Source organism: Pseudomonas sp. FP2309, from assembly GCF_030687575.1.
Classification (GTDB): Bacteria; Pseudomonadota; Gammaproteobacteria; order Pseudomonadales; family Pseudomonadaceae; genus Aquipseudomonas.
In genome coordinates, this window is sequence record NZ_CP117439.1 from 1,168,166 (window position 1) to 1,189,437 (window position 21,272).

Annotated in this window: 17 protein-coding genes; 14 read left to right on the forward strand and 3 right to left on the reverse strand. The window is 62.0% G+C overall.

The features are described 5' to 3' along the window. The first annotated feature begins 158 nt into the window (after positions 1-158). The 5 genes from PSH59_RS05250 to PSH59_RS05270 all read left to right on the forward strand — a co-directional run bounded on the left by PSH59_RS05250 (position 159) and on the right by PSH59_RS05270 (position 6,991). Positions 159-2,495 (forward strand): bifunctional diguanylate cyclase/phosphodiesterase, encoded by a 2,337-nt coding sequence (locus tag PSH59_RS05250; RefSeq protein ID WP_305394470.1) that lies wholly within the window; start codon positions 159-161, stop codon positions 2,493-2,495. A gap of 200 nt (positions 2,496-2,695) precedes the next feature. Next, positions 2,696-3,373, forward strand: coding sequence for a methylamine utilization protein (locus tag PSH59_RS05255; protein ID WP_370694392.1), 678 nt, complete (start codon positions 2,696-2,698; stop codon positions 3,371-3,373). Then, positions 3,357-5,705, forward strand: coding sequence for an EAL domain-containing protein (locus tag PSH59_RS05260; protein WP_305394471.1), 2,349 nt, complete (start codon positions 3,357-3,359; stop codon positions 5,703-5,705). Before PSH59_RS05255 ends, PSH59_RS05260 begins: the two co-directional genes overlap by 17 nt. 9 nt (positions 5,706-5,714) lie before the next feature. Then, positions 5,715-6,572 carry a DUF3034 family protein gene (locus PSH59_RS05265; protein WP_305394472.1) on the forward strand — a complete coding sequence of 286 codons (858 nt, stop codon included), beginning with the start codon at positions 5,715-5,717 and terminating at the stop codon, positions 6,570-6,572. Continuing rightward, positions 6,572-6,991 carry a group 1 truncated hemoglobin gene (locus tag PSH59_RS05270; protein WP_305394473.1) on the forward strand — a complete coding sequence of 140 codons (420 nt, stop codon included), beginning with the start codon at positions 6,572-6,574 and terminating at the stop codon, positions 6,989-6,991. The genes PSH59_RS05265 and PSH59_RS05270 overlap by 1 nt, the downstream gene beginning before the upstream one ends. A 140-nt stretch (positions 6,992-7,131) precedes the next feature. Here the strand turns inward: PSH59_RS05270 and PSH59_RS05275 are convergent, their stop codons facing one another. Next, positions 7,132-9,543: a glucose/quinate/shikimate family membrane-bound PQQ-dependent dehydrogenase gene (locus tag PSH59_RS05275; protein ID WP_305394474.1), complete on the reverse strand. Its 2,412-nt coding sequence runs from the start codon at positions 9,541-9,543 to the stop codon at positions 7,132-7,134. 495 nt (positions 9,544-10,038) lie between these two features. Between PSH59_RS05275 and PSH59_RS05280 the strand changes: the two genes are divergently transcribed. Both PSH59_RS05280 and PSH59_RS05285 read left to right on the forward strand, forming a co-directional pair. Further along, on the forward strand, positions 10,039-10,272 hold the full coding sequence (locus tag PSH59_RS05280; protein WP_248075576.1) for a VF530 family DNA-binding protein: 234 nt from the start codon (positions 10,039-10,041) through the stop codon (positions 10,270-10,272). Positions 10,273-10,276: 4 nt separating this feature from the next. Beyond that, entirely contained in the window at positions 10,277-10,900 is a 624-nt protein-coding gene (locus PSH59_RS05285; protein ID WP_305394475.1) for a Pr6Pr family membrane protein, read from the forward strand. A gap of 1 nt (position 10,901) precedes the next feature. On the opposite strand, the gene PSH59_RS05290 is transcribed toward PSH59_RS05285, so the two are convergent. Together PSH59_RS05290 and PSH59_RS05295 are read right to left on the reverse strand one after the other, a co-directional pair. Then, positions 10,902-11,669: a siderophore-interacting protein gene (locus PSH59_RS05290; protein ID WP_305394476.1), complete on the reverse strand. Its 768-nt coding sequence runs from the start codon at positions 11,667-11,669 to the stop codon at positions 10,902-10,904. Next, positions 11,666-12,208, reverse strand: coding sequence for a PadR family transcriptional regulator (locus tag PSH59_RS05295; protein ID WP_305394477.1), 543 nt, complete (start codon positions 12,206-12,208; stop codon positions 11,666-11,668). The genes PSH59_RS05290 and PSH59_RS05295 overlap by 4 nt, the downstream gene beginning before the upstream one ends. A 529-nt stretch (positions 12,209-12,737) precedes the next feature. Here PSH59_RS05295 and PSH59_RS05300 point away from each other — a divergent pair. The 7 genes from PSH59_RS05300 to PSH59_RS05330 all read left to right on the forward strand — a co-directional run bounded on the left by PSH59_RS05300 (position 12,738) and on the right by PSH59_RS05330 (position 21,106). Then, entirely contained in the window at positions 12,738-13,235 is a 498-nt protein-coding gene (locus PSH59_RS05300; protein ID WP_305394478.1) for a CS1 type fimbrial major subunit, read from the forward strand. A 119-nt stretch (positions 13,236-13,354) separates the two neighbouring features. Then, a complete protein-coding gene (locus tag PSH59_RS05305; RefSeq protein WP_305394479.1) occupies positions 13,355-15,874 on the forward strand; it encodes a CS1-pili formation C-terminal domain-containing protein in 2,520 nt (839 codons plus the stop codon). Positions 15,875-15,909: 35 nt separating this feature from the next. Next, positions 15,910-17,136: a hypothetical protein gene (locus tag PSH59_RS05310; RefSeq protein ID WP_305394480.1), complete on the forward strand. Its 1,227-nt coding sequence runs from the start codon at positions 15,910-15,912 to the stop codon at positions 17,134-17,136. A 58-nt stretch (positions 17,137-17,194) separates the two neighbouring features. Further along, a complete protein-coding gene (locus tag PSH59_RS05315) occupies positions 17,195-17,953 on the forward strand; it encodes a molecular chaperone (RefSeq protein ID WP_305394481.1) in 759 nt (252 codons plus the stop codon). A 5-nt stretch (positions 17,954-17,958) separates the two neighbouring features. Then, positions 17,959-18,441, forward strand: coding sequence for a CS1 type fimbrial major subunit (locus tag PSH59_RS05320; RefSeq protein WP_248075591.1), 483 nt, complete (start codon positions 17,959-17,961; stop codon positions 18,439-18,441). A gap of 102 nt (positions 18,442-18,543) precedes the next feature. Then, positions 18,544-19,779 (forward strand): hypothetical protein, encoded by a 1,236-nt coding sequence (locus PSH59_RS05325; protein ID WP_305394482.1) that lies wholly within the window; start codon positions 18,544-18,546, stop codon positions 19,777-19,779. A 91-nt stretch (positions 19,780-19,870) separates the two neighbouring features. Then, positions 19,871-21,106 carry a hypothetical protein gene (locus PSH59_RS05330; RefSeq protein ID WP_305394483.1) on the forward strand — a complete coding sequence of 412 codons (1,236 nt, stop codon included), beginning with the start codon at positions 19,871-19,873 and terminating at the stop codon, positions 21,104-21,106. The last annotated feature ends 166 nt before the right edge of the window (positions 21,107-21,272 follow it).

Here is a 21,272-nt window from a genome sequence, read left to right on the forward strand (position 1 = left end):
TATCGGGTTTACTTATCCCTGCTCCCAGCTAATCTGCTAACACCAAATATCCAGTCCTTATGGATATTTTTTTGACGCCGAGTCAGCTGCCGCAGGGAATGCACATGGCAAAGGGACGCAGTGGCAGAAGAAGGTTAACGCTGCCAGAGGGCACTGCCATGACGTGGCGCCACACGTTCCAAACCCGAATCGCCGGGGTGCTGGCGCTGTTGCTGCTGGTCGTTGTTGCCGCCACTTATTTCGCCGTCAAGGCCGCCACCACCCGCGCGGTGGAGAATCAGGCGCGGGTCCAGTTGAAAACCGGCAGTCAGGTGTTCGAACGCCTGCTCGATCTGCGCGGGCGCCGTCTGCAATACGGCCTGTACTGGCTGACGGTGGACGGTCCGTTCAAACAGGCCGTGGTGGAGGGCGACCCGGCGAAGATCCTGACCGCGTTGCGCCGACACGGCAGCGGCATTCGCTCCAGCGAAATGTTTGTGCTCGGGCTCGAGGGCAACGTGATGGTCAGCACCTTGCCGATCCTCGCGCGTGGTCAACCCTTCCCCTACGACCACGCACTGCGCCAGGCTCGGCGCAGTGGCTTGCAAATGCTGATTGTGGCCATGAACGGGCGGCCGTACCTGTTGGTACAGGATCAAGTGCTAGACCCGCAGCCCATCGCGCGGGTGGTGATGGGGTTCCCCATGGACACCCTGTTCGCCAATGAACTGCGCTCGATGAGCAACCTGGAGGTGTCGTTCCTCAGCGTGCAGGACGGCAAGCCCGGCCCGTTGTTCAGTACCCAGCCCGACGCGTATCAGGCCGCCACCGTCAGCCTGTTGCGCGATAAGGCGATCAATCCCGAGGCGTGGATCGATCTGTTTTATGGCGAGCGCGTGCTCAGCCAGGTATTGCCGTTGGCCAACACCGGCGCGGGTGATGAGGTGCGCGTGTTGCTGCAAAGCCCGCTGGACCTTGCCCTGGAATCCTTTGCGCCGCTGGACCGGCAGTTCCTCGGGATCGCCCTGGCGGTGCTGGTGGTGTCGTTGGCCGGTGCGCTGTTTCTGGCGCGGCGGGTGTCGCGTCCGCTCAATGCGCTGGTGGAGGCGGCCGGGCGCATCGGTGCCGGCGATTACCGTACGCCGGTTCGCGTGCGCGGCCACGATGAGTTCGGCCTGCTGGCCCGGGCGTTCAATGGCATGCAAAGCGGGATCGCCGTGCGTGAGCGGCAGTTGGCGCATAACGCGCTGCATGACCCGCTCACCGGCTTGCCCAATCGTGCCCTGGCCATGGAGCGCCTGGGCAGTGCGATCAGCGCGCGGCGGCCGGTGGTGCTGCTGTACCTGGGCATCGAGAACTACCGGGTCATCAACGAAGGTTTTGGCCCTGAAGGCGTGGAAGAAATGATGCGCGAAGCCAGCCGCTGTCTGTCCATGAGCCTGTTGGCCAGCGACACGGCGGCGCGCATCAGCGGCAGTGAGTTCCTGATGTTGCTGGAAAACACCGAGGTCGACCGCGCCGTGGCCCGCGCCGACCGCCTGTATGCGTTGCTCACCGAACCCCTGCGCATTGGCCATGACGAAGTGCGCCATGAGGTGAGTATCGGCATTGCTGCCTACCCCGCCCACGGTCAGCAGGTGGAAGAGTTGATCAGCCGCGCCGCCATCGCCCGTCACGATGCGGCTGCCTTGCCCGGTTATTTGCAGATCTACGAACAGGACCGCGACCTCGCTCACCAGCGCCAGATCACCCTGATCCGCGACCTGCGCCGTGCCGTGGTCGAAGGTGAGTTGTACCTGTGTTACCAGCCCAAGCTCGACCTCAAGCGCGGCCACGTGTGCCAGGCCGAAGCGTTGCTGCGTTGGCAGCATCCGATGCTGGGGCTGGTGTCGCCTGGCGAATTCATCCCCCTGGCCGAACGCACCGGCAGCATGGCGGGCCTGACCCAGTGGGTCATCGAAGAGGCCATCCGCCAGATGGGTGAGTGGGCGCAGCGTGGCCTGCTGATCCAGCTGTCGGTGAATATCTCGGTGGACGACTTGGCCGATGATGACCTGGCCATACGCGTCACCACCTTACTGGCGCACTACGCTGTGCCGGCCCGGCAGCTGATTTTCGAGATCACCGAAAGCGCGATCATGCACAACCCGCAGCAGGCCCTCAGCGTGCTGGAGCAACTGCGCGATTGCGGCATCAGCCTGTCGGTGGATGACTTCGGCACTGGCTACTCGTCGCTGGCGCAACTGCAGCGCCTGCCGGTGCAGGAGTTGAAGATCGACCAGTCCTTCGTGCGCAACCTCGACAGCACCAGCGGTGACGCCGTGATCGTGCGTTCGACCATCGAAATGAGCCACAACCTGGGGCTCAAGGTGGTAGCCGAAGGCGTGGAGTTCGAGCCCAGTCTTGCGCTGCTCAAACAGTGGAACTGCGACACCGCCCAGGGTTACCTCATCAGCCGACCGCTCAATGCCATGGCGTTCGAGAGGTGGATGCGTCGCGAGCGCGCGCCGGTCTAGAAACCCGCCGCTGCGCTACAGAATTTTCCCGCAGGGTCGATAACCTTTACGCAGCTTGACCGATTGCATAGGTTTTTACCGACCGACGGTTGAGCGCCTGTCCTTATTGGATGGTGGCATTTTGCCTTGATTGCGGCATGATGGACGCACATCGCAGTGCCAAGGCTGGCCGCTCTTTTTCCACCTGCTGCGGATCTCCCATGGCCCAAATGCTTCATCTGTTCTCTCTCGCAGCGCTGGCGCTGATGGTGGCGGGCCCCGCTTCGGCCGCTACCCTTGAGGTGCTGATGCGCCAGGCCGATGGCAGTCCCGTGGCGGATGGCGTCGTGACCCTTCAGGGCCCGGCCGGTGCGTTCAATGGCGGGCTCAAGGCCGATATGGACCAGCGCGGTCAACGCTTCGCGCCCCACGTCCTGGCGGTGCACACCGGCACCCAGGTGCGCTTTCCCAACAGCGATAACATCCGCCATCAGGTCTATTCCTTCTCCGCCGCCAAGCGTTTCGAGCTGCGCCTGTACGAAGGCACGCCCACCGAGCCGTTGTTGTTCGACAAGCCTGGCATCGTGGTGCTTGGCTGCAACATCCATGACTGGATGCTCGGCTATATCTTCGTGACCGACGACCCGCGCTTTGGCGTCAGCGACACTCAAGGCCGCGTGCGCCTGGAGCAGCTGCCGCCCGGCGACTACCACGCCACGTTATGGCACCCGCAACTCAAAGACATGCAGCCCCTGGATGGCGGCACCTTGCACGTACCTGCCGCCGGCCTCAGCCACAACGTGGTACTGAGTCTGGAACCCACCTCCGCCGATATCCCGCCGACGCCGAGTGCGTTTGGTGATGCGTTCAATCGAGCCGCCCATGAAACTGCGCAGTAGCTTCCAGGCGCGGGTCGCCTGTGTCCTGATCTTGCTGTCGCTGGTGGTAATCGGTGCGCTGTATTTCAGCGTCAAGGCCGCCACCCGCTCTGCGGTGCGCGGCCAGGCGCTGGCTCAGCTGGAGGTCGGTTCGCGGGTGTTTGAACGCTTGCTGGACGCACGCGGCCGTCGTCTGGCCGATGGCGTGCAACTGTTGGCCGCCGACTTCGGGTTTCGTGATGCGGTGGCCAGCGGCGATTCGGCAACGATGCGCTCGGTGCTGCTCAACCACGGCAAGCGCATCAACGCCAGCGACATGATCCTGCTGGGCATGGACGGCAATGTCCTGGCCAGTACCTTGATCGAGGTGCCCGAGGGATCGATCTTCCAATACGATCAGTCATTGCGCGAAGCGCGGCACAAGCGCCAGGCCATGTTGATCGTGCCGCTGCAGGGCAAACCCCACCTGCTGGTGGAAACCCCCGTGCTGGCGCCGTTGCCGATTGCGCGGGTGGTGATGGGCTTCAGCATGGACGGCGTATTTGCCGACGAGCTGCGTTCGTTGAGCAACCTGGAAGTGTCGTTCCTGGCGATTGATCATGATCGACCGGGCGAGTTGGTCAGCACCCAGCCCCAGGTCCTGCGCGACAGCATTCTGGCCCTGATGCAGGGCAACACCGCCCGCCGTGGGGTGTCCACCACCGATCATCTGGAACAGCGTTTTCTCAGCCAGTCCCTGGTGTTGGCCAGCGATGACAACGGCAAGGTCCTGGCCTTGCTGCAAAGCCCGCTGGATGCGGCGATGCAGGCGTTTGTGCCGTTGGACGAAAAGATCCTCGGCATCGCGCTGGTCGCTTTGCTGGCCTCGTTGATCGGTGCCTTGTTGCTGGCGCGCACTGTGTCGCGCCCGGTGCAGACGTTGGCGCAGGCGGCCGAACGCATTGGCCAGGGCGATTACCACACGCCGGTGGCCCTGGCGCGCAGCGATGAACTGGGGCTGCTGGCGAAGGCGTTCAACACCATGCAAAGCGGCATCGCCGAACGCGAGCAGCAGTTGGCGCATAACGCCTTGCATGATCGCCTCACTGGCCTGCCGAACCGTGCGCTGGCCATGGAGCGCCTGGGCAGCGCCATCGCCCAGCAACGGCCGGTGGCGTTGATTTACCTGGGCATCGATAACCTGCGCGTCGCCAGCGAAACCGCGGGGCCCGATGCGGTGGACCAGTTGCTGCTGGCCGTCAGCCGCCGCCTGGAGGCCGTGTTGCGCCCCGGCGATACCTTGGCGCACCTGATCGCCGATGAATTCCTGCTGTTGCTCGAAGGCGCGGGCAGCGACGAAGCGGTAGGCATGGCCGACAAACTGCAACAGTTGCTGCTGCGCCCCCAGCGCATCAACGGCCACGACCTGGCGCTGGATTGCCGCCTGGGCATCGCCGCCTACCCAGCCGACGGCGAAAGCCCGCACACGGTGCTTGAACGCGCGGCCATCGCCATGAACGACGCTGCGAAAATGCCCGGCCGCCTGCAGGTTTATGAGCAGGGCCGCGACCTGGTGCACCGCCGCCAGATCACCCTGATTCGCGACCTGCGCCACGCGCCCATCCAAGGCCAATTGCTGCTGCATTACCAACCCAAACTGGACATTCGCCAAGGCCACGTACGCCAGGCCGAAGCCTTGCTGCGCTGGCAGCACCCGCAGTTCGGCATGGTTTCACCGGCCGAGTTCATCCCTCTGGCCGAGCGCTCGGGCAGCATTCAATTGCTGACCCAATGGGTGATCGAGGAGGGCATCCGTCAACTGTGCGAATGGAACCGTCGCGGCCTGTATTTACAGCTGTCACTGAATATCTCGGCGGACGACCTGCTCGGTGATGAACTGGCCCATCGGGTCTCGGCGCTGCTGCGGCGCTATGGCTTGCCGGCTGAGCAGTTGCTGTTCGAGATCACCGAAAGCGCGGTGATGCGCGAGCCCGAAAAAGCCCTCAAAGTTCTGCATCTGTTGCGCGATTGCGGCATCAGCCTGTCGGTGGATGACTTCGGTACCGGCTATTCGTCCCTGGCTCACCTCAAGCGCCTGCCGGTGCAAGAGTTGAAGATCGATCAATCCTTTGTGCGCAACCTCGATGAGACCAGCGAAGACGCAGTGATCGTGCGCTCCACCATCGAGATGAGCCACAACCTGGGTTTGAAGGTCGTCGCCGAGGGCGTCGAGTATGCCCATAGCCTGCGGTTGTTGGAACGCTGGCAGTGCGACACGGCCCAGGGTTACCTGATCAGCCGGCCCTTGAGTGCCGACGCTTTCGAAGCCTGGGTGGCGTTGCCCCTCAGTGCGCACACTTCCTTGGTTCATTGAGTAGCTGACGTGCGACTTTCTCTTCTGATCGGCTGCGTCGCGGCCCTGACCCTGCACACGGCGTGGGCCGACAACGGTCGTCTGATCGCCACCGGCGGCGCCAGCAGCCTCGAGGGCACGGCGGGCGGCGGCATCACGCCGTGGGCGGTATTGGCCGGCTACGGCGAACGGCACGAATGGGGCGCGACGGCGTTCGCCACCACGGTCAACCTGCCGGACTATCGGCTGGACGTCGCCGGTCTGGCGTTGGCCTACGACAACCGTGTCGAAGTGTCTTTCGCCCGCCAACGTTTCGACCTCGGCAGCCTGGTGCACGCGCTCAACCTGCCCGAAGACAACCTGGGCCAGGATGTGCTGGGGCTGAAGGTGCGTGTATTCGGCGATGTGATTTACGAGCGCCTGCCGCAGGTGTCGCTGGGTGTGGAGTACAAACACCAGACCAACTTCGATATTCCGAGCCTGGTGGGGGCCAGGCGCGACAGTGACGTCGAAGGCTACCTCGCCGCCAGCCGTTTGTTCATGGGCGCTGCGTTTGGCTACAACGTGCTGGTGAACGCCAGCGTGCGCTACAGCCGCGCCAACGAAACCGGGTTGCTCGGTTTTGGCGGCGACCGCCGGGACAGCCGCAGCCTGCTCAAGGAAGGCTCGGTGGCCTTGCTGTTCAACCCGCGCTGGGCGCTGGGGGTCGAATACCGCGAAAAGCCTGACAACCTGTCGTTTGCCGGTGAAAGCGATTGGGCGGATGTGTTTGTAGGCTACTTTCCCAACAAGCACCTGTCGTTTGTATTGGCTTACGCACGCCTGGGTGAAATCGCCACGCTGGACAACCAGAACGGCACTTACCTGTCTGTGCAGGGGAGTTTCTGATGCGCATCCTCCCCTTCGCGCTGGCGGTGCTCCTCAGCGCCTGCGCCGGTCAACCGCCGCAGGACGACAGCCTGTACCGCGACCTCGGCGCCCTGCCTGGCATCACTCGTATTGTCGAAGGCATGCTGCTCAACATCGCCCGCGATGAACGCATCGTCGAGCGCTTCCGGCGCATCGATATCCAGCGCCTGCGCAACAAATTGATCGAACAGTTCTGCGTCGAAGCGGGTGGGCCCTGTACCTACACCGGTGACAGCATGGCCGAGAGTCACAAGGGCCAGAACGTGAGCCGCAGCGACTTCAATGCACTGGTGGAAGATCTGATCAACGCGATGGACCGCGAAGGGGTTCCGGTGCCGGTGCAGAATCGGTTGATTGCCAGGTTGGCGGTGATGCGCGCAGACGTGATCGAACACTGATCCCATGAACACTGCCTTCAACCGTGGGAGGGGCGGTGCGACGATTCGACTTGCCCCACCCACGGTTTGATCTTCGTCGTCCATTAAAAAAGGCGGCTACCTGTTGAGAGTAGCCGCCTTGGTTTTACTGCCGGTCTTGCTTAATCCGGCAGTTTGAACGCCATCACATAGTCACCCTGCTTGGTACCCAGGGAACCATGACCACCCGCCACGACCAGCACGTATTGCTTGCCGTCTTTGCCGGTGTAGGTCATCGGTGTGGTCTGCGCGCCGGCTGGCAGGCGGCCTTCCCACAGTTGCTTGCCGTTTTTCACGTCGTAGGCACGCAGGTACTGGTCGAGAGTGCCGCTGAGGAAGGCCACGCCACCGGCAGTGGTGAAGGTTCCGCCCAGGCTCGGTACGCCCATGCTCAGGGGGATCGGCACCGGCGAGCTGTCACGCACGGTGCCGTTCTTGTGCATCCAGATGGTTTTGTGGGTGGTCAGGTCGACCGCCGCCACATAACCCCACGCCGGTGCCTGGCACGGCAGGCCCATTGGCGACAGCATGGCTTCGAGGATCACGCCGTACGGCGCGCCTTTGTTCGGCTGCACGCCTTCGGTTTCGCTGACGCGTGGGCCTTGTTTGGCGATGTCGGCGGCGGGGATCAGCTTCGATTTGAACGCCATGTAGCTGGGGTTCACAAACGCGATCTGGCGCACCGGGTCGACGGAAATACCGCCCCAGTCGAACACGCCGAAGTTACCGGGGTAAACGATCGAACCTTGCAGCGATGGCGGGGTGAACGCACCGTCGTAACGCATGGATTTGAAATCGATACGGCACAGCATCTGGTCGAACGGGGTTACGCCCCACATGTCGCGCTCTTTGAGCGGCGGCGGCATGAAGTTCAGGTCGGACTTCGGTTGGGTCGGGGAGGTACGGTCGCCGGCCACTGCGCCTTGCGGCACCGCCACTTCGTGGATCGGCACCACCGGCTGGCCGGTAGCACGGTCCAGTACATAGATGCTGCCTTGCTTGGTCGACGCCATCACCGCCTGCTTCACGCCGGCGTCAGTCTTGATGTCGATCAGCGACGGCTGGCCACCCACGTCCATGTCCCACAGGTCATGGTGGGTGAACTGGAAGGTCCACTTCACATGGCCGGTGTCGATGTCCAGAGCGGTCAGGCCGGCGGCGTATTTCTCGGAGTCGTCGGTACGGTCGCCGCCGTATTGGTCGGGCATCTGGTTGCCCATCGGCAGGTAGAGCATGCCGAGTTTTTCGTCCACGGCGAACATGGACCACATGTTCGGCGAGTTACGGGTGTAGGTCTTGCCCTCGGCCAACGGCGTGGTGTCGTCCGGGTTGCCGCTGTCCCAGTTCCACACCAGCTTGCCGGTATGCACGTCGAACGCACGGATCACGCCGCTTGGCTCATCCACCGAGACGTTATCGGTCACGTGGCCGCCAATCACCACCAGGTTCTTGGTCACGGCCGGTGGCGATGTGGAGTAGTAACCGCCCGGGGCGAAGCTGCCGATGTTGGCACGCAGGTCGACCTGACCTTTGTCGCCGAAGTCTTCGCACATCTTGCCGGTGTCGGCGTTCAGGGCGATCAGGCGGGTGTCGGCGGTCGGCACGAAGATGCGCTTGGGGCAGGCAGTCGGCGCGGCGGCCGGGCTGGCGCTGCCGGTTGGGCTTTGTTCGGAGGCGTAGGCGGCGTCATCGTGATACGACACGCCACGGCAGGTCATGTGCGCCCAACCCTTGAAGTTCTCGGCACCCTGGGTGCTGAGCTTCGGGTCGAAACGCCAGATTTCCTTACCGGTGTCCGGGTCCAGGGCGATCACCTGGCTGTGCGGAGTGCATACGTAGAGCATGCCGTTGACTTTGAGCGGGGTGTTTTCCGCGGTCGTCTCACCCGGATCGTTCGGACCTGGGATGTCGCCGGTACGATAAGTCCACGCCGGTACCAGCTTGTGGGCGTTTTCCGGGGTGATCTGCGCCAGGGGCGAGTAGCGATCGCCGAAGGATGAACGCCCGTAGGAGTTCCAGTCGCCATCGGCCTGGGACGGCGCGGCATTGGCCATGCCCGGTACCGCGTCGCGGTCCAGTTGGCCTTTGATCTCACCGGGGTTGGTGAACTGGCTGGCGAGTGCGGCAGCGCCGGCCAGCACCACGGCCACGCTCAGCGCGCCGGTGCCCAGCGGGGCGGTCTGGCCTCGCAGCAACGGACGGCGAACCCACGGCAGCAACATGACGATGCCCAAAGCGAACAGCAGCGCCAGGCGCGGCACCAACTGCCACCAGTCCAGGCCGACTTCCCACAGCGCCCACACGGTGCTCGCGAACAGCACCAACGCGTACAGGCCCAGCGCCGCGCGGCGCGTGGCCAGCAGCAGGATGCCGGTGAGGGCGACGCCGATCCCGGCCAGCAGGTAGTACAGCGACCCGCCGAGCAGGGCCAGCTTGATACCCCCGGCCAACAAGGCCAGGCCCATGATCAGCAGCAAGACGCCTAGCAGCCTGGGCAGCAGGCGGCTCGGGCTCGAAGCACCATCAGTGCTCATAGTGTGTTTCTCCGTGACGTTGGAATAATGATGTAACCCCGCGCTTCACTCACTGTAGATGACGATTCGACGCGGGCTTGGTTCAGCGGTAATTCGGTTTTTCTGTGGATAGCCCAGGGTTATCCACAGGCGGGCGATTTATACCCGTGCGCGGTTCGGTGTAAGACAGCGCTGTCTTGGCAGGTGGGAATTTTCAGCAAGATGGGGTCGACCGCGGAGATGAAACGTTTCAGGTTGTTGCGAAGGATAAAGGGAGTGGCGGCGCAGAGAAAGCGCAAATCGCGATATGCATCATTTCCGATCCGGTAACAGTGACAGAGTGTCGCTGCAAAAACAGGCGCTGAACCCCGGCTCTTTTGCTGAGCCTGCTCACCATGACGTCCGCGCGCCCCAAAAAAGCCAGCCCGCCAACGTCCGCTTGTCACGCCGCTGGCGACGTGGGCAGCGGGGCGGTAAGGTGTGCGCCTTTCTGCGCACTTTTTTCATAGGCCCGGCATGACCGCGACAAGCAACGACCCCCTCCACGGCGTGACCCTGCAACACGTCCTCACCACCCTGGTGGAACATTACGAATGGCAAGGCCTGGCCGAGCGCATTGATGTGCGCTGCTTCAAGAGCGACCCGAGCATCAAGTCGAGCCTCACGTTTCTGCGCAAAACGCCGTGGGCGCGAGAGAAAGTCGAAGCGTTGTACGTCAAGCTGATGCGCACCAAACGCCCGCTGGATTGAGCCCATGAAGCGGTATGTAGCGGCAGCGGCACTGGCCGGTTGGATAGGGTTGGCGATTCAGCAGTACTTGATCTTCTATTCGCGCTGGTCCACCGGTGCGAGCCTCTTGGGCGGGCTGATCAACTTTTTCAGTTTTTTCACCGTACTCACCAACACCCTGGCGGTGGTGGTGTTGAGCTATGCCGTGGTGAATCGCGATGGCAGGGCGAAGCGGTTTTTCCTTGCGCCCGCCGTCAGCAGCGGGATCACCGTGAGCATCCTGGTAGTGAGCCTGGCTTACAGCCTGTTGTTGCGGCATTTGTGGCAACCGGAAGGTTTCCAGTTCATTGCCGATGAACTGCTCCACGACGTGATGCCGCTGCTGTTTTTGATCTACTGGTGGCGGTGTGTGCCCAAGGGCACCTTGCGCCTCAGGCACATCGGCGCGTGGGTGATCTACCCGCTGGTGTACTTCGCCTATGCGCTGCTGCGCGGTGATTTGCTCGGGCAATATCAGTACCCGTTCATCGATGTCGGCACGCTGGGTTATCCACAGGTGTTTGTGAACGCCGGGGGCATATTGGCGGGGTTCGTGCTGATCGCGTTGGTCCTGGTGGGGCTGGACAAAATCATCAAGCCCCACCCTTGATTCACTCTTCCTCACTGCCCTCGGCGCGCCAGTAACCCACGGCCTTGAGGAACGCTTCGTTGACCTTGTGAGTGTCCAGCAGCACGCGGCGCACCTGGCGCGACAGTTTGGCTTCGGTGGCGACGAAACTGTACAGCGTGCCGCCGGGCAGGGTCAGCGCTTGTACCGTGGCGAGCAGGTCGTCTTTGCCGCGCACCACCCAGATCACCTCGACCTCGGCAGCGCTGTGCAGCGCTTGCTGTTCGGCCGCATCGGCAATTTCAATCACCGCCAGCACCTTGCGCCCGGCCGGCAGTTCCTCCAGGCGACGCCCGATGGCCGGCAGCGCGGTTTCATCACCAATCAGCAAATAGCTGTCGAAGATATCCGGCACGATCAGCGAGCCCCGTGGCCCACCTATATACAGGTGTTGCCTTGGTTTGGCCTGTTCCGCCCAGGTGGACGCCGGGCCATCGCCGTGCAATACGAAGTCGATGTCCAGCTCGCCGATGCTCAGGTCGAAACGTCGTGGCGTGTAGTCGCGCATGGCCGGTTGCGGGCCATCGCCTTTGATGCTGAAGGTCGGGCTTTCCAGCGCGGCCTGTTCGGCGGCGTTCTGTGGGAACAGCAGCTTGATGTGGTCGTCACTGCCCAGGCTGACAAACCCGGCCAGTTCCGGGCCGCCCAGGGTGATGCGGCGCATGCGCGGGGTGATGTCGACCACGCGCAGCACCTCGAGGCGGCGGCGTTTGATCTCGTGGGTCACACGGTGGATGGCTTGTGTATTCATGAAAATTTCCCGTCGGCAATAGCTTGAGCGGTGCCGTTGAGCAGCGCCGCGACACGTTCGATTTCTTCCGGGCTCCAGCGCCCGTGGTGTGAATGCAAGGCATGGCGCAGGTTGTGCACCGCCTCGTGGATTTGCGGCGGGCGGTCATGCCCGCGCAGCGAGCGTTTGCTCAGTTGGATGCGCATGCGCACACCGTCCAGCGCCACCGTTTGCTCACCTAAGAAGAGACGTCCGGCGTCGGTGATTGTGTAGCGTTTTTTCCCGCCCTCGGCGTCGCCGCTGATCAATTCGCTTTCTTCCAGGAAGGTCAACGTCGGGTAGATCACACCGGGGCTTGGGGTGTAGGCACCGTCGAACAGACCTTCGATGCGGCGGATCAGGTCGTAGCCGTGGCACGGTTGTTCGGCGATCAGTGCCGGCAGCAGCAATTTCAAGTCGCCCGGCGCGAACACGCGTGGCCCGCGCCCACCGCGTTCGCGGCCGGGGCGTTTCTCGAAGCCGTCAGGATCATTGCCGTGGTGGTGGGAAGGGTCGCGCATGTTCGCTGATCCGTGAAAGATTTAGACATAACTTAAGATATATCTTAAGGCGTGTGTAGTGGCTGGCGACCGACGGTCAGGTCCGGCTTCGACAGGTGCGTCGCACAATCCCACGGCAAAAAAACCGTGGACGTCCCTATAAAGACAGGACTATAAGTAGTAATTAGAGTTAAAGCTCCAATCGATTGTTATTAGCTGTAGCGTTGAGTCGGTGTGTTGTCCTTGTGGTATTGTTCTGACAGTTTCTTCCCTTCGCTACACTAACTTGTCTGTGTGTAGTCTCGTTCTTACGGATACTTTGTTAGTTTTGGCAGAATGCCATCTTTTTCTCTCAAGCCCAGTTTCCTTAGGCCACAGGCCTGTGGGAAGCTGCCTGCATACCTGAATTTTTAGTTGGTGGATCATTGCCTGGCGTTGCAGTAGTTCAACTTACTGGCGGCGTATTTCGTTGTAAGTCACCTAAAGCCGCAGGCTTTTAACTCAACTTAACAACGAGCCAACTCATGCTAGAAAATTACAGGTATTGATCATGTTCAAGAAGTTTGCGATTGCTGCTCCATTGGCTGTTATTGCACTGAGTTCGCAGGGGGCGTTCGCCGCCGGCGAAGCCAGCCATACCGTCAATCTCAAGGCGACCATTCCGACCACCGTGTTTCATGTGCAGCCACGCGATCCTAACTGGGGCCGTGACGAGACCATGAGCTACAACCTGGTGAACGGTGAGCTGTCGCCGCTGAGTGCTATCTACGATATGCGCAACACCAACGGTTCGATCCACGCCTACATCGAAGGCGGCCCGGCAGTGTTGTTCAACGGTGACGCGTCTCAGAACATCCCCCTGACCGCGACCCTGAATGGCGTCACCCTCACCGGTACCCCTCAGGAAGTGGTTAACGAAGCTGACTCCACGCCGGGTGTCGGTGCCGAGCTGCGCATTGCAGCCGCCAAGCCGACGGCCAACCAGCGTGGCGCTTACACCAGCGTCATGCCGTTGGTGTTCGACGCGGTACTGCCCGTAGGGCCTTGATGTTGGTGGATGCCTGCTGAGCCGTTGCGCTCACGGGTAGCTGTTTGCAGGTCGGCGGGGGCCCCCACCTCGTCGGCCTGGTTTTCAACCCTGCATCTTGGCATTCAGAGTATCCGTTCATGTTCCCGATGACCCCCATCGCGGCTGCGCTTGCGCTATTGATTTGTACGAGTGCCTTGGCCGCTCCGGCGCCTGCTCCGTCGACGCCCGGCAGTCTGCTCTCGCAGTCCCAAGGTTTGCCCGCCGGGTTTTCCGACCATTTCTTCGATGTGCCGCTGGCCGTACGTGTGGACCTTGACCAGCAGTTGCTGGGTGAGGCGCTGATCGTGTTGTCTCGAGATGATCGGGTCACCCTGCTCGAATTCACCGATACCGGCGACAGCAAAGTGCCTGCGGCGACGCGCGACACCTGGCAGGCGATCCTGGAAGACGGCGTGGCCCTTGGCCCCTGCACCCAGTCCTGTCCTCAGCAGATGGTGTCGGCGTTCTACAACCTGGAAGGCTCGCAACTCTCGGTGATTACCCAGAACGTGGAGCACACCGGCGAAGCCCCGCGATTTTATGAACAACCCGAGGGCGGCAGCCTGGGGTTGATCGTCAATAACCAGTTGAACCTCAACGGCGGTGACAACCAGGACCTGGGCGGGCGCTATGGCCTGCAAGCCAGTTCCAGCGTGGGCAACTGGAGTCAGGTGTTCAACCTGCAGTTGGCGCGTCAAAGTGGCGACGATGAACCGATGCGTCACGCCATCCATGAGCTGTATACCCAGCGTGAACTGGAAGGGCGATTCTTCCGCCTGGGCCACTTCACCCCCAATTCCGACGGCCTGACCCGCCAGTTGCGCAGCTTCGGTGCCAGCCCCGATACCGCACTGGGCGTGATGTACGGCAGCTCCGACAACCTGGCCATCAACAACCCCAAGCCCAGCGTGTACCCGATCTACGTGACCGCCAACCGTCAGGCCGCCGTCGAGATCTACCGCAATGGCCTGCTGATCAACACCCAGGCCGTGCCGGCCGGCCTGCAGACCCTCGATACCCGCCCGTTACCCGGCGGTATTTATGAGGTGGAAGTGCGCTTGATCGAAGACGGCCTGACCGTCAGCACCACCCAGGAACTGGTGTACAAGCCCAATAACTGGCGCAACATTGAAGACCGCTGGCGCTACAACGTATTTGCCGGGCGCGAGACCAAACTGTTCAGTAACTGGGAAGAACAAGCCTCCGGTTCGATGACGGCGGGTGCGTCGCTCAACTACCTGGTGCACCCGCGTGTGATCCTTGGCCTGTCGGCCCGTGAAGTGCGCGAGCAGCTGCAATACGGTGGCTCGATCGACTGGAACGCGGCCAACAACATGAGCCTGTACGCCAACGTGTTCCAGACCCAGGATCACGGCACCGGCATGGATCTGCAGGGGCTCTATACCTTTGGCGCCACCAACCTGGTGTTCAGCCACAACCGCAGTTGGCTTGATACTCGCGACACCTACGAAACCCTGCCGGACGGCACCCGTCTGCGCCGCAACACGTTCGTCGGCGAAAGCAGTAACACCGCGCTGTCGGTCAACCACCGGGTCGATGCGAAAAACTCTTGGAACCTGCGCCTGTCCCACAGCGAAGGCAATGTGGAAGGGGCCGGCGTCGACCTGGGCTGGAGCCGCCGCGACACGCTGCTGGGCAGCGATGCCAACTGGCGCTTCTCGCTGTTCGACCGCCCCGGTACCAGCGGCACCAACGATCAGCGCAACCGTGGGGTGGACGTCACCCTCAGCCTGGCGCTGGGCACCGATGGCCGGCAGATCTCCGGCAGCATCGGCAGCCGCACGGCCCGTGAAGGCGGGCGCGACAACAACGCCTCGGTCACCTATCGCCAGGACCTGCAGGATCACGCGCTGCAAAGCGTCTCGGCCACCGCTATCACCGACACCTATGGCGTGGGCCTGTCGGGCATGGCCAGCTTCAGTACCGATGCAGTCAGCGGCGACGGCTTTGTGCAGCGCAGTTCCTACAACAACGACCTCACCGGTGGCCTGAACCTCAACAGCACCCTGGTGGTGGGCGCCGGCAAGATGCTGCTGAGCAGCCAATACCAGGGCGACGGTGCCGGCATGATCATCGATGTGGAAACCGACCTCGACGAAATCGCCCTGCGTGCCGACGACTTGAGTGGCGGCAGCAGCGTGCTGCGTCCGGGGCGCAACTACGTGCCGGTGTCCGCCTACAAGAGCAGCACCGTGGCGTTCGACTTCGACGGCAACCACCCACCAGCGGCCAACATCCAGCCGGCGCGGTCCAGCTACCACCTGAACAAGGGCGGCGTGGACTATCGCAAGATCAGCGTGATGAAAACCGTCACCGTGCTCGGGCGCCTGCTCGACAACGAGGGCGCGCCGCTCAAGGGCCACCACGTGATCAACCACGCCAGCCGTGGCGTCAGCGAAGTCGACGGGTTCTTCTCCATGGAAATGAGCGCCAGCTCGCCGACCCTGGAGGTGCGTTACCAGAACCAATTGCTCTGCCAGTTCCGTCTGGACCCTTCCAAGGTCGTTGAGGAAAGGGATGTGTTGATGATTGGTGATCTGCGCTGCACGCCGGACACCTTGGCTGAACTCACTCCTGCGCCCAAGGCGGCTGGCTGAATGTCAGGGCAGGGCGCTAAAACGGAATTATGCGTATGAACACTCGAAACACGGGCACAGGTTGGCGAGCAGCGTTATTAGGCGTGCCCTTGTACCTGGCGACGCACTTCGCCTCGGCGGCAGTGCAAAACATTACAGCGGAGTTTCGCCCTGATCCCACCAACCCGATGATCAACAAGTTCACCAACACCACCCCGCAAAGCGGGGTATGCCCCGGGCATATGCCGGCAAGGTGCGAGGCGATGGGGATATTCAGTATCCGCACCACGGATATCACCTTTGCCAGTGTTGCGCCGATCGAGCCCTACCATGCCGACCCCCGGCAGGGCCTCACATTCAAGGTGCCGTCCGAGTGGCGCAGTTTTGAAGTGGTGTCCGCCCAGGGTGATCGCGAGGTGGTGGAGATGCGTATTTCCGGAGTTGGCAGCCGTTTCAATACGACCAACCCACCCGGCGTGCATATCTGGAGCCCGCTGCCGGCGAACTGGACCAATCCGCCTGCCCCTTGTCAATACACGGGTATGTGGGCGGCGGGTAGCACGCTGCGGTTGTGGTTCTGGATTGTCCCGGAGGGCGCGGGGCCTTGCAGCATGCCGACGCCGGAGAGGGTCCCCACCTCCAACTTCAGCATGCTCGAATATGCCTATGAGCTGCGCACGCCCAATCCGTTGGGAATGCGGGCGGGACAGTACACCGGATCAATGTCTTACGGCATCGGGCCTTACAAGGATTTCGATTTCGGTGACATCTACAGGCCGAACGACGAGGTGTTGACCTTCAACTTCACGTTGACGGTGGAGCACATCCTCAAAGTCGATCTGCCGCCGGGCGGCGACCGTATCGAACTGCTGCCCCAGGAAGGCTGGCAAGCCTGGCTCAACCAGGGGCGACGCCCGACGCGTTTGTTCCGCGACCAGACGTTCAGCATCGCCGCCAGCAACCGCTTCAAGATGATGCTCGAGTGCGGGTTGGTCATCGGTAACACCTGCGGCCTGCAAAACAGTGACGGTGATCAGGTGCCATTGCAGATCTCCACCACGCTGCCGTTCGGCCTGACCGACAGGTACGACCAGGCGCTGAAAAAACGGCCACTGCGCCTGGACGGTTCGGGCACCGATTTTATCCAGGCTACCCATTACGTGAACCAGCGCCCCGGCACCTTGCACTTTGAAGTGGCCAGGGACGACGTGGGCGACATGCTTGAAAAACCCGGCAGCACCTACCGTGGCACGGCCACCGTGGTCTGGGATTCGGAAGTCTAGTGCTGCCGTGGGCACGGTTGCCCAGGGCGCGCGTTCAATCAACGAGGCGTAATCAACAATGAAACATGCAGTGTTATGGATCGGGCTGTTCCTGTACTCCCTCACGGCCCAGGCCGGACCGGCGATCAACGTGGGCGTGGTGTACGACTACCTGGAGGGGGACCGCAGTTCCTACCTCAAGCGCGTCTTCAACGGCGGCACCACCACCGCGTTCATCAAGGTCAATGTGCTGGAAATTCTCTACAACGAAGACGGCACTTCCCGTGAAGTACCGGTGGCCTCGCTGACCGACAACAAAGGCGCCACCACCAGCCGTGACGGCCTCATGGCCAGCCCGGCACGGATGATCGTGCCGGCGAACGGGCGCCAGGGCACGCGCTTGCTGTACATGGGGCAGCGCGACAAAGAGCGTTATTTCCGCGTGCGGTTTATCCCCGTGGTGCCGGAGAAGGAAGATGACTTCGCCGTCACCGACCAGGAGCGCGCTGATTACAAGCAAGGCCTGGCGGCCGGGGTCAATGTGTTGGCCGGCTACGGCACAGTGTTTTTCGTGCGGCCCAAAGACACCCGTTTCGACACGCAGATCATCGAGAGCACTGAGCAGTACCGGTTGCGCAACGCCGGCAACAGCGTGGTGGTGCTCGACGAGTTCCGCAACTGCGCCAAGGCCAAGTCCACCGACTGCGAGCCCACTACCAAGCATCACATCCTGCCGGGGCGTGAGCTGAAATTCGAGATAAAAGCCGACCGTCAATACAGCTTCCAGATGATTGAAGGCCGCGACAAAAAACTGATGACGGTCAACAGCAACGGGTGATGACGATGTTCAAGCAACTGACACGACTCGCCGGGTTGGCGGCGCTGACACTCACCGCCACCCACGCCTTGAGTTTTCAGGAACGCCACAGCTTCGACGTATCGGTGACGATTCCAGTGCATGAAGCCTATGTGCTGCCGTCCGAAACCGACTGGATGGGCCAGGAGCAACAACTGGCCTGGAACCTGGCAACGGCGCAACTGGGCAGCCTGCGCAAAAACTTCGACGTGAAGAACCTCAACGGCGGCGTCGCCGCGCGTCTGGGGGCTGAACCGTACCTGTTCAGCGGCCGCGACCGCATTGACTTGCAGGTGCTGTTCAACCGCGTACCGCTGACCCTGGACGCCACCGAAGTGGTCAATGCCGACGAGGCCCGAGCGGGCCGGCGCGCGTTGCTCGACATCGCCGCCATCGAACCTGTCGGCGGCTATCAGGGTGGGGATTACTACGGCACGGTGCATATCGTGTTTGATTTTCTGGCGCCATAAGGTACGCCCGGTGCCTCGTCGGATGTGCGTTGCCACTACCTGGCTGTCGCCGCATTCGACTGCACGCAGCCCTGCGCGAGCGATGGATAAATTGAGCGATTTATGAAAAGAAGTAGATTGATGGTGGCGTGCCTTGGACTCAGCGCGATGCTCTGGGACAGCCCTGCCGTGGCATTCGTCCAGGAGGTCACTGCCAACTTCCGCCCCGACCCCTCCAACCCGAACGTGAACCGCTTTACCAACACCACACCGGTCAGTGGGTATTGTGCAAATGCGCCGGCCGTGTGCGAATACTTGAATATCTTCAGTATTCGCATGCCGGTGGTGTTCGAATCCAGTGCCCCGCTGGCCGCTGTTCCCACCGATCCGCGCCAGACTTCCATGTGGACCGTACCTGTTCAATGGCGTCCATTGACGGTGGTCAATGCATTTGGCGAACAGGAAACCGTGGAAATACGCATCAGTGGTATCGGCTCACGATACACCCTGGACCGACGGGTTGATGAGGTGGTGCCTGGGCCGGTTGGGATGTTCGACGCGCACGACAGGTTATGGCGCGAAGGATTCTGGACTGCGCCGTCGCCTTGTCGGGCGGCCAACTCGTCGGGGCTCGGGTGGACCTATGTCTCGTTTTTCTGGATGACGCCACAGGAGGGCAATTGCGTAAAAACCGCCCAATTTGAAATTCCCTCCCTGCGCTATGACTACACGGATATCGCCTACGAGTTACGCACGCCCAACCCGTTGGGCATGTCGTCCGGCGTGTACACCGGCACCCTGACCTACAGCATTGGGCCTTATCAGGATTTCGATATGGGCGACGTGATGTTGCCCAATGACTCGGCGCTGACCCTGAATTTCACGCTGGACGTGCAACACGTGCTCAAGGTCGACATTCCACCGGGGGGCGATCGCGTTGAATTGCTGCCGCAAGGGGGGTGGCAGGCCTGGCTCAATCGGGGGCGCCAACCCGCCAGGCTGTTTCGCGACCAGACGTTCCGCATCCACGCCAGCTCACGCTTCAAAATGTCGCTTGAGTGCGGCCTGGAGATCGGCAACACCTGTGCCCTGCGCAACGCGGACGGTGACGAAGCGCCGGTGCAACTGGCCGTCAGTTTGCCAGGGGGCATCAGTGATCAGTACGGGCAACCGGCGAACAGGCGTGCACTGCGGTTGGATGGCGCGGGCACTGAGCTGTTTCAGCCGGCGCGCTACATCAGTGATCGACCGGGCACTCTGCATTTTGAGGTTGAGCGTGATGACGTCAGCGACATGCTCGAGTACCCAGGCTCCACCTACGCGGGGGTGGTGACCGTGGTGTGGGATTCGGAAGTCTAGGCCGCAGTTGCACTGCGCCGGTGTGTGTTCAGTAGCCACGCGTTATTGGTAAAGGGCGACGTGGGAACGGGGATTTGAGTTGGAGTTGTCCATGAGCAAAAGCAGAATGATGATGGCGTGCCTGGGTCTGGGTGGGGTGCTATGGGGCAGTCCTGCCGTGGCATTCGTTCAGGACATTACGGCCAATTTCCGTCCCGATCCGACTAACCCGAGCCTCAACCGCTTCACCAACACCACACCGGTGAGTGGTTATTGCGCAACCTACCCGAGCCAGTGCGAGCTCTACAACATGTTCAGTATCCGCGTGCCGGTCGGTGCCGTGTCCAGCGGTCCGTTGCCCGCTGCGCCAAGCGACCCGCGCCAGAGCGCGCTGTGGAAAGTCCCGTCCGAATGGCGCCCGTTGACGGTAGTCAATTCATTGGGCGAACAGGAGACCGTGGAAATACGCATCAGCGGCCTTGGCTCAAATTACGTGCTCGACCGGCCAGCGATGGAGCTGGTGCCCTCGGCAGAGAATGCCTTGCAAGCCCATGGGCGGTTATGGGGCTCCAGCTGGGTGTATCCGCCGGCACCCTGTCGCTACAGCGGTGTCGCGGCTTACGGCGTCGCCAATTTCAGGTTCTTTTGGCGAACGCCGGATGAGGGCGCTTGTGTAAAAACGGCCCAATATGAAATTCCCTATCTGCGCTATGACTACCTGGATATCGCCTACGAATTACGCACGCCCAACCCGTTGGGAATGTCGTCCGGCGTGTACACCGGCGCGCTGACTTACGGCATCGGCCCCAATCAGGACTTCGACATGGGCGACGTGATGTTGCCCAACGATTCCGCACTCACCCTTGACGTTACGCTGGACGTGCTGCATGTGCTCAAGGTCGAGATCCCGCCGGGGGGCAATCGTGTTGAGTTGCTGCCTGAGGGCGGATGGCAGGCCTGGCTCAATCGCGGGCGCCAACCCGCCAGGCTGTTTCGCGACCAGACGTTCCGCCTCCATGCCAGCTCACGCTTCAAGATGTCGCTTGAGTGCGGCCTGGTGATCGGCAACACCTGTGGCCTGCGCAACGCTGAGGGTGACGAAGTGCCGGTGCACCTCGCCGTCAGTTTGCCCGCAGGCATCAGTGATCAATACGGGCAACCGGCGAACAGGCGCGCCCTGCGGTTGGATGGCGCGGGCACTGAGCTGTTCCAGCCGGCGCACTACATCAGCGATCGACCGGGCACTGTGCATTTTGAGGTTCAGCGCGATGACGTCGGCGACATGCTCAGGTACCCAGGCTCTACCTACTCGGGCGTGGTGACGGTGGTGTGGGATTCGGAAGTCTAGGTGGCCCATCGAAGGCAGGAGCTGCGCACGCTCTGAAAAGGGCCACCCCTCTGGAAAGCACCACTCCCCTGTGGTGAACAGGGTTGTTGTGGTGGGCGGGGTCGTTGTAGTGAGCAGGCTTGCCCTGCGCTGGGCTGCGAAGCGGCCCCCCTTCAGGCGGTGAGGT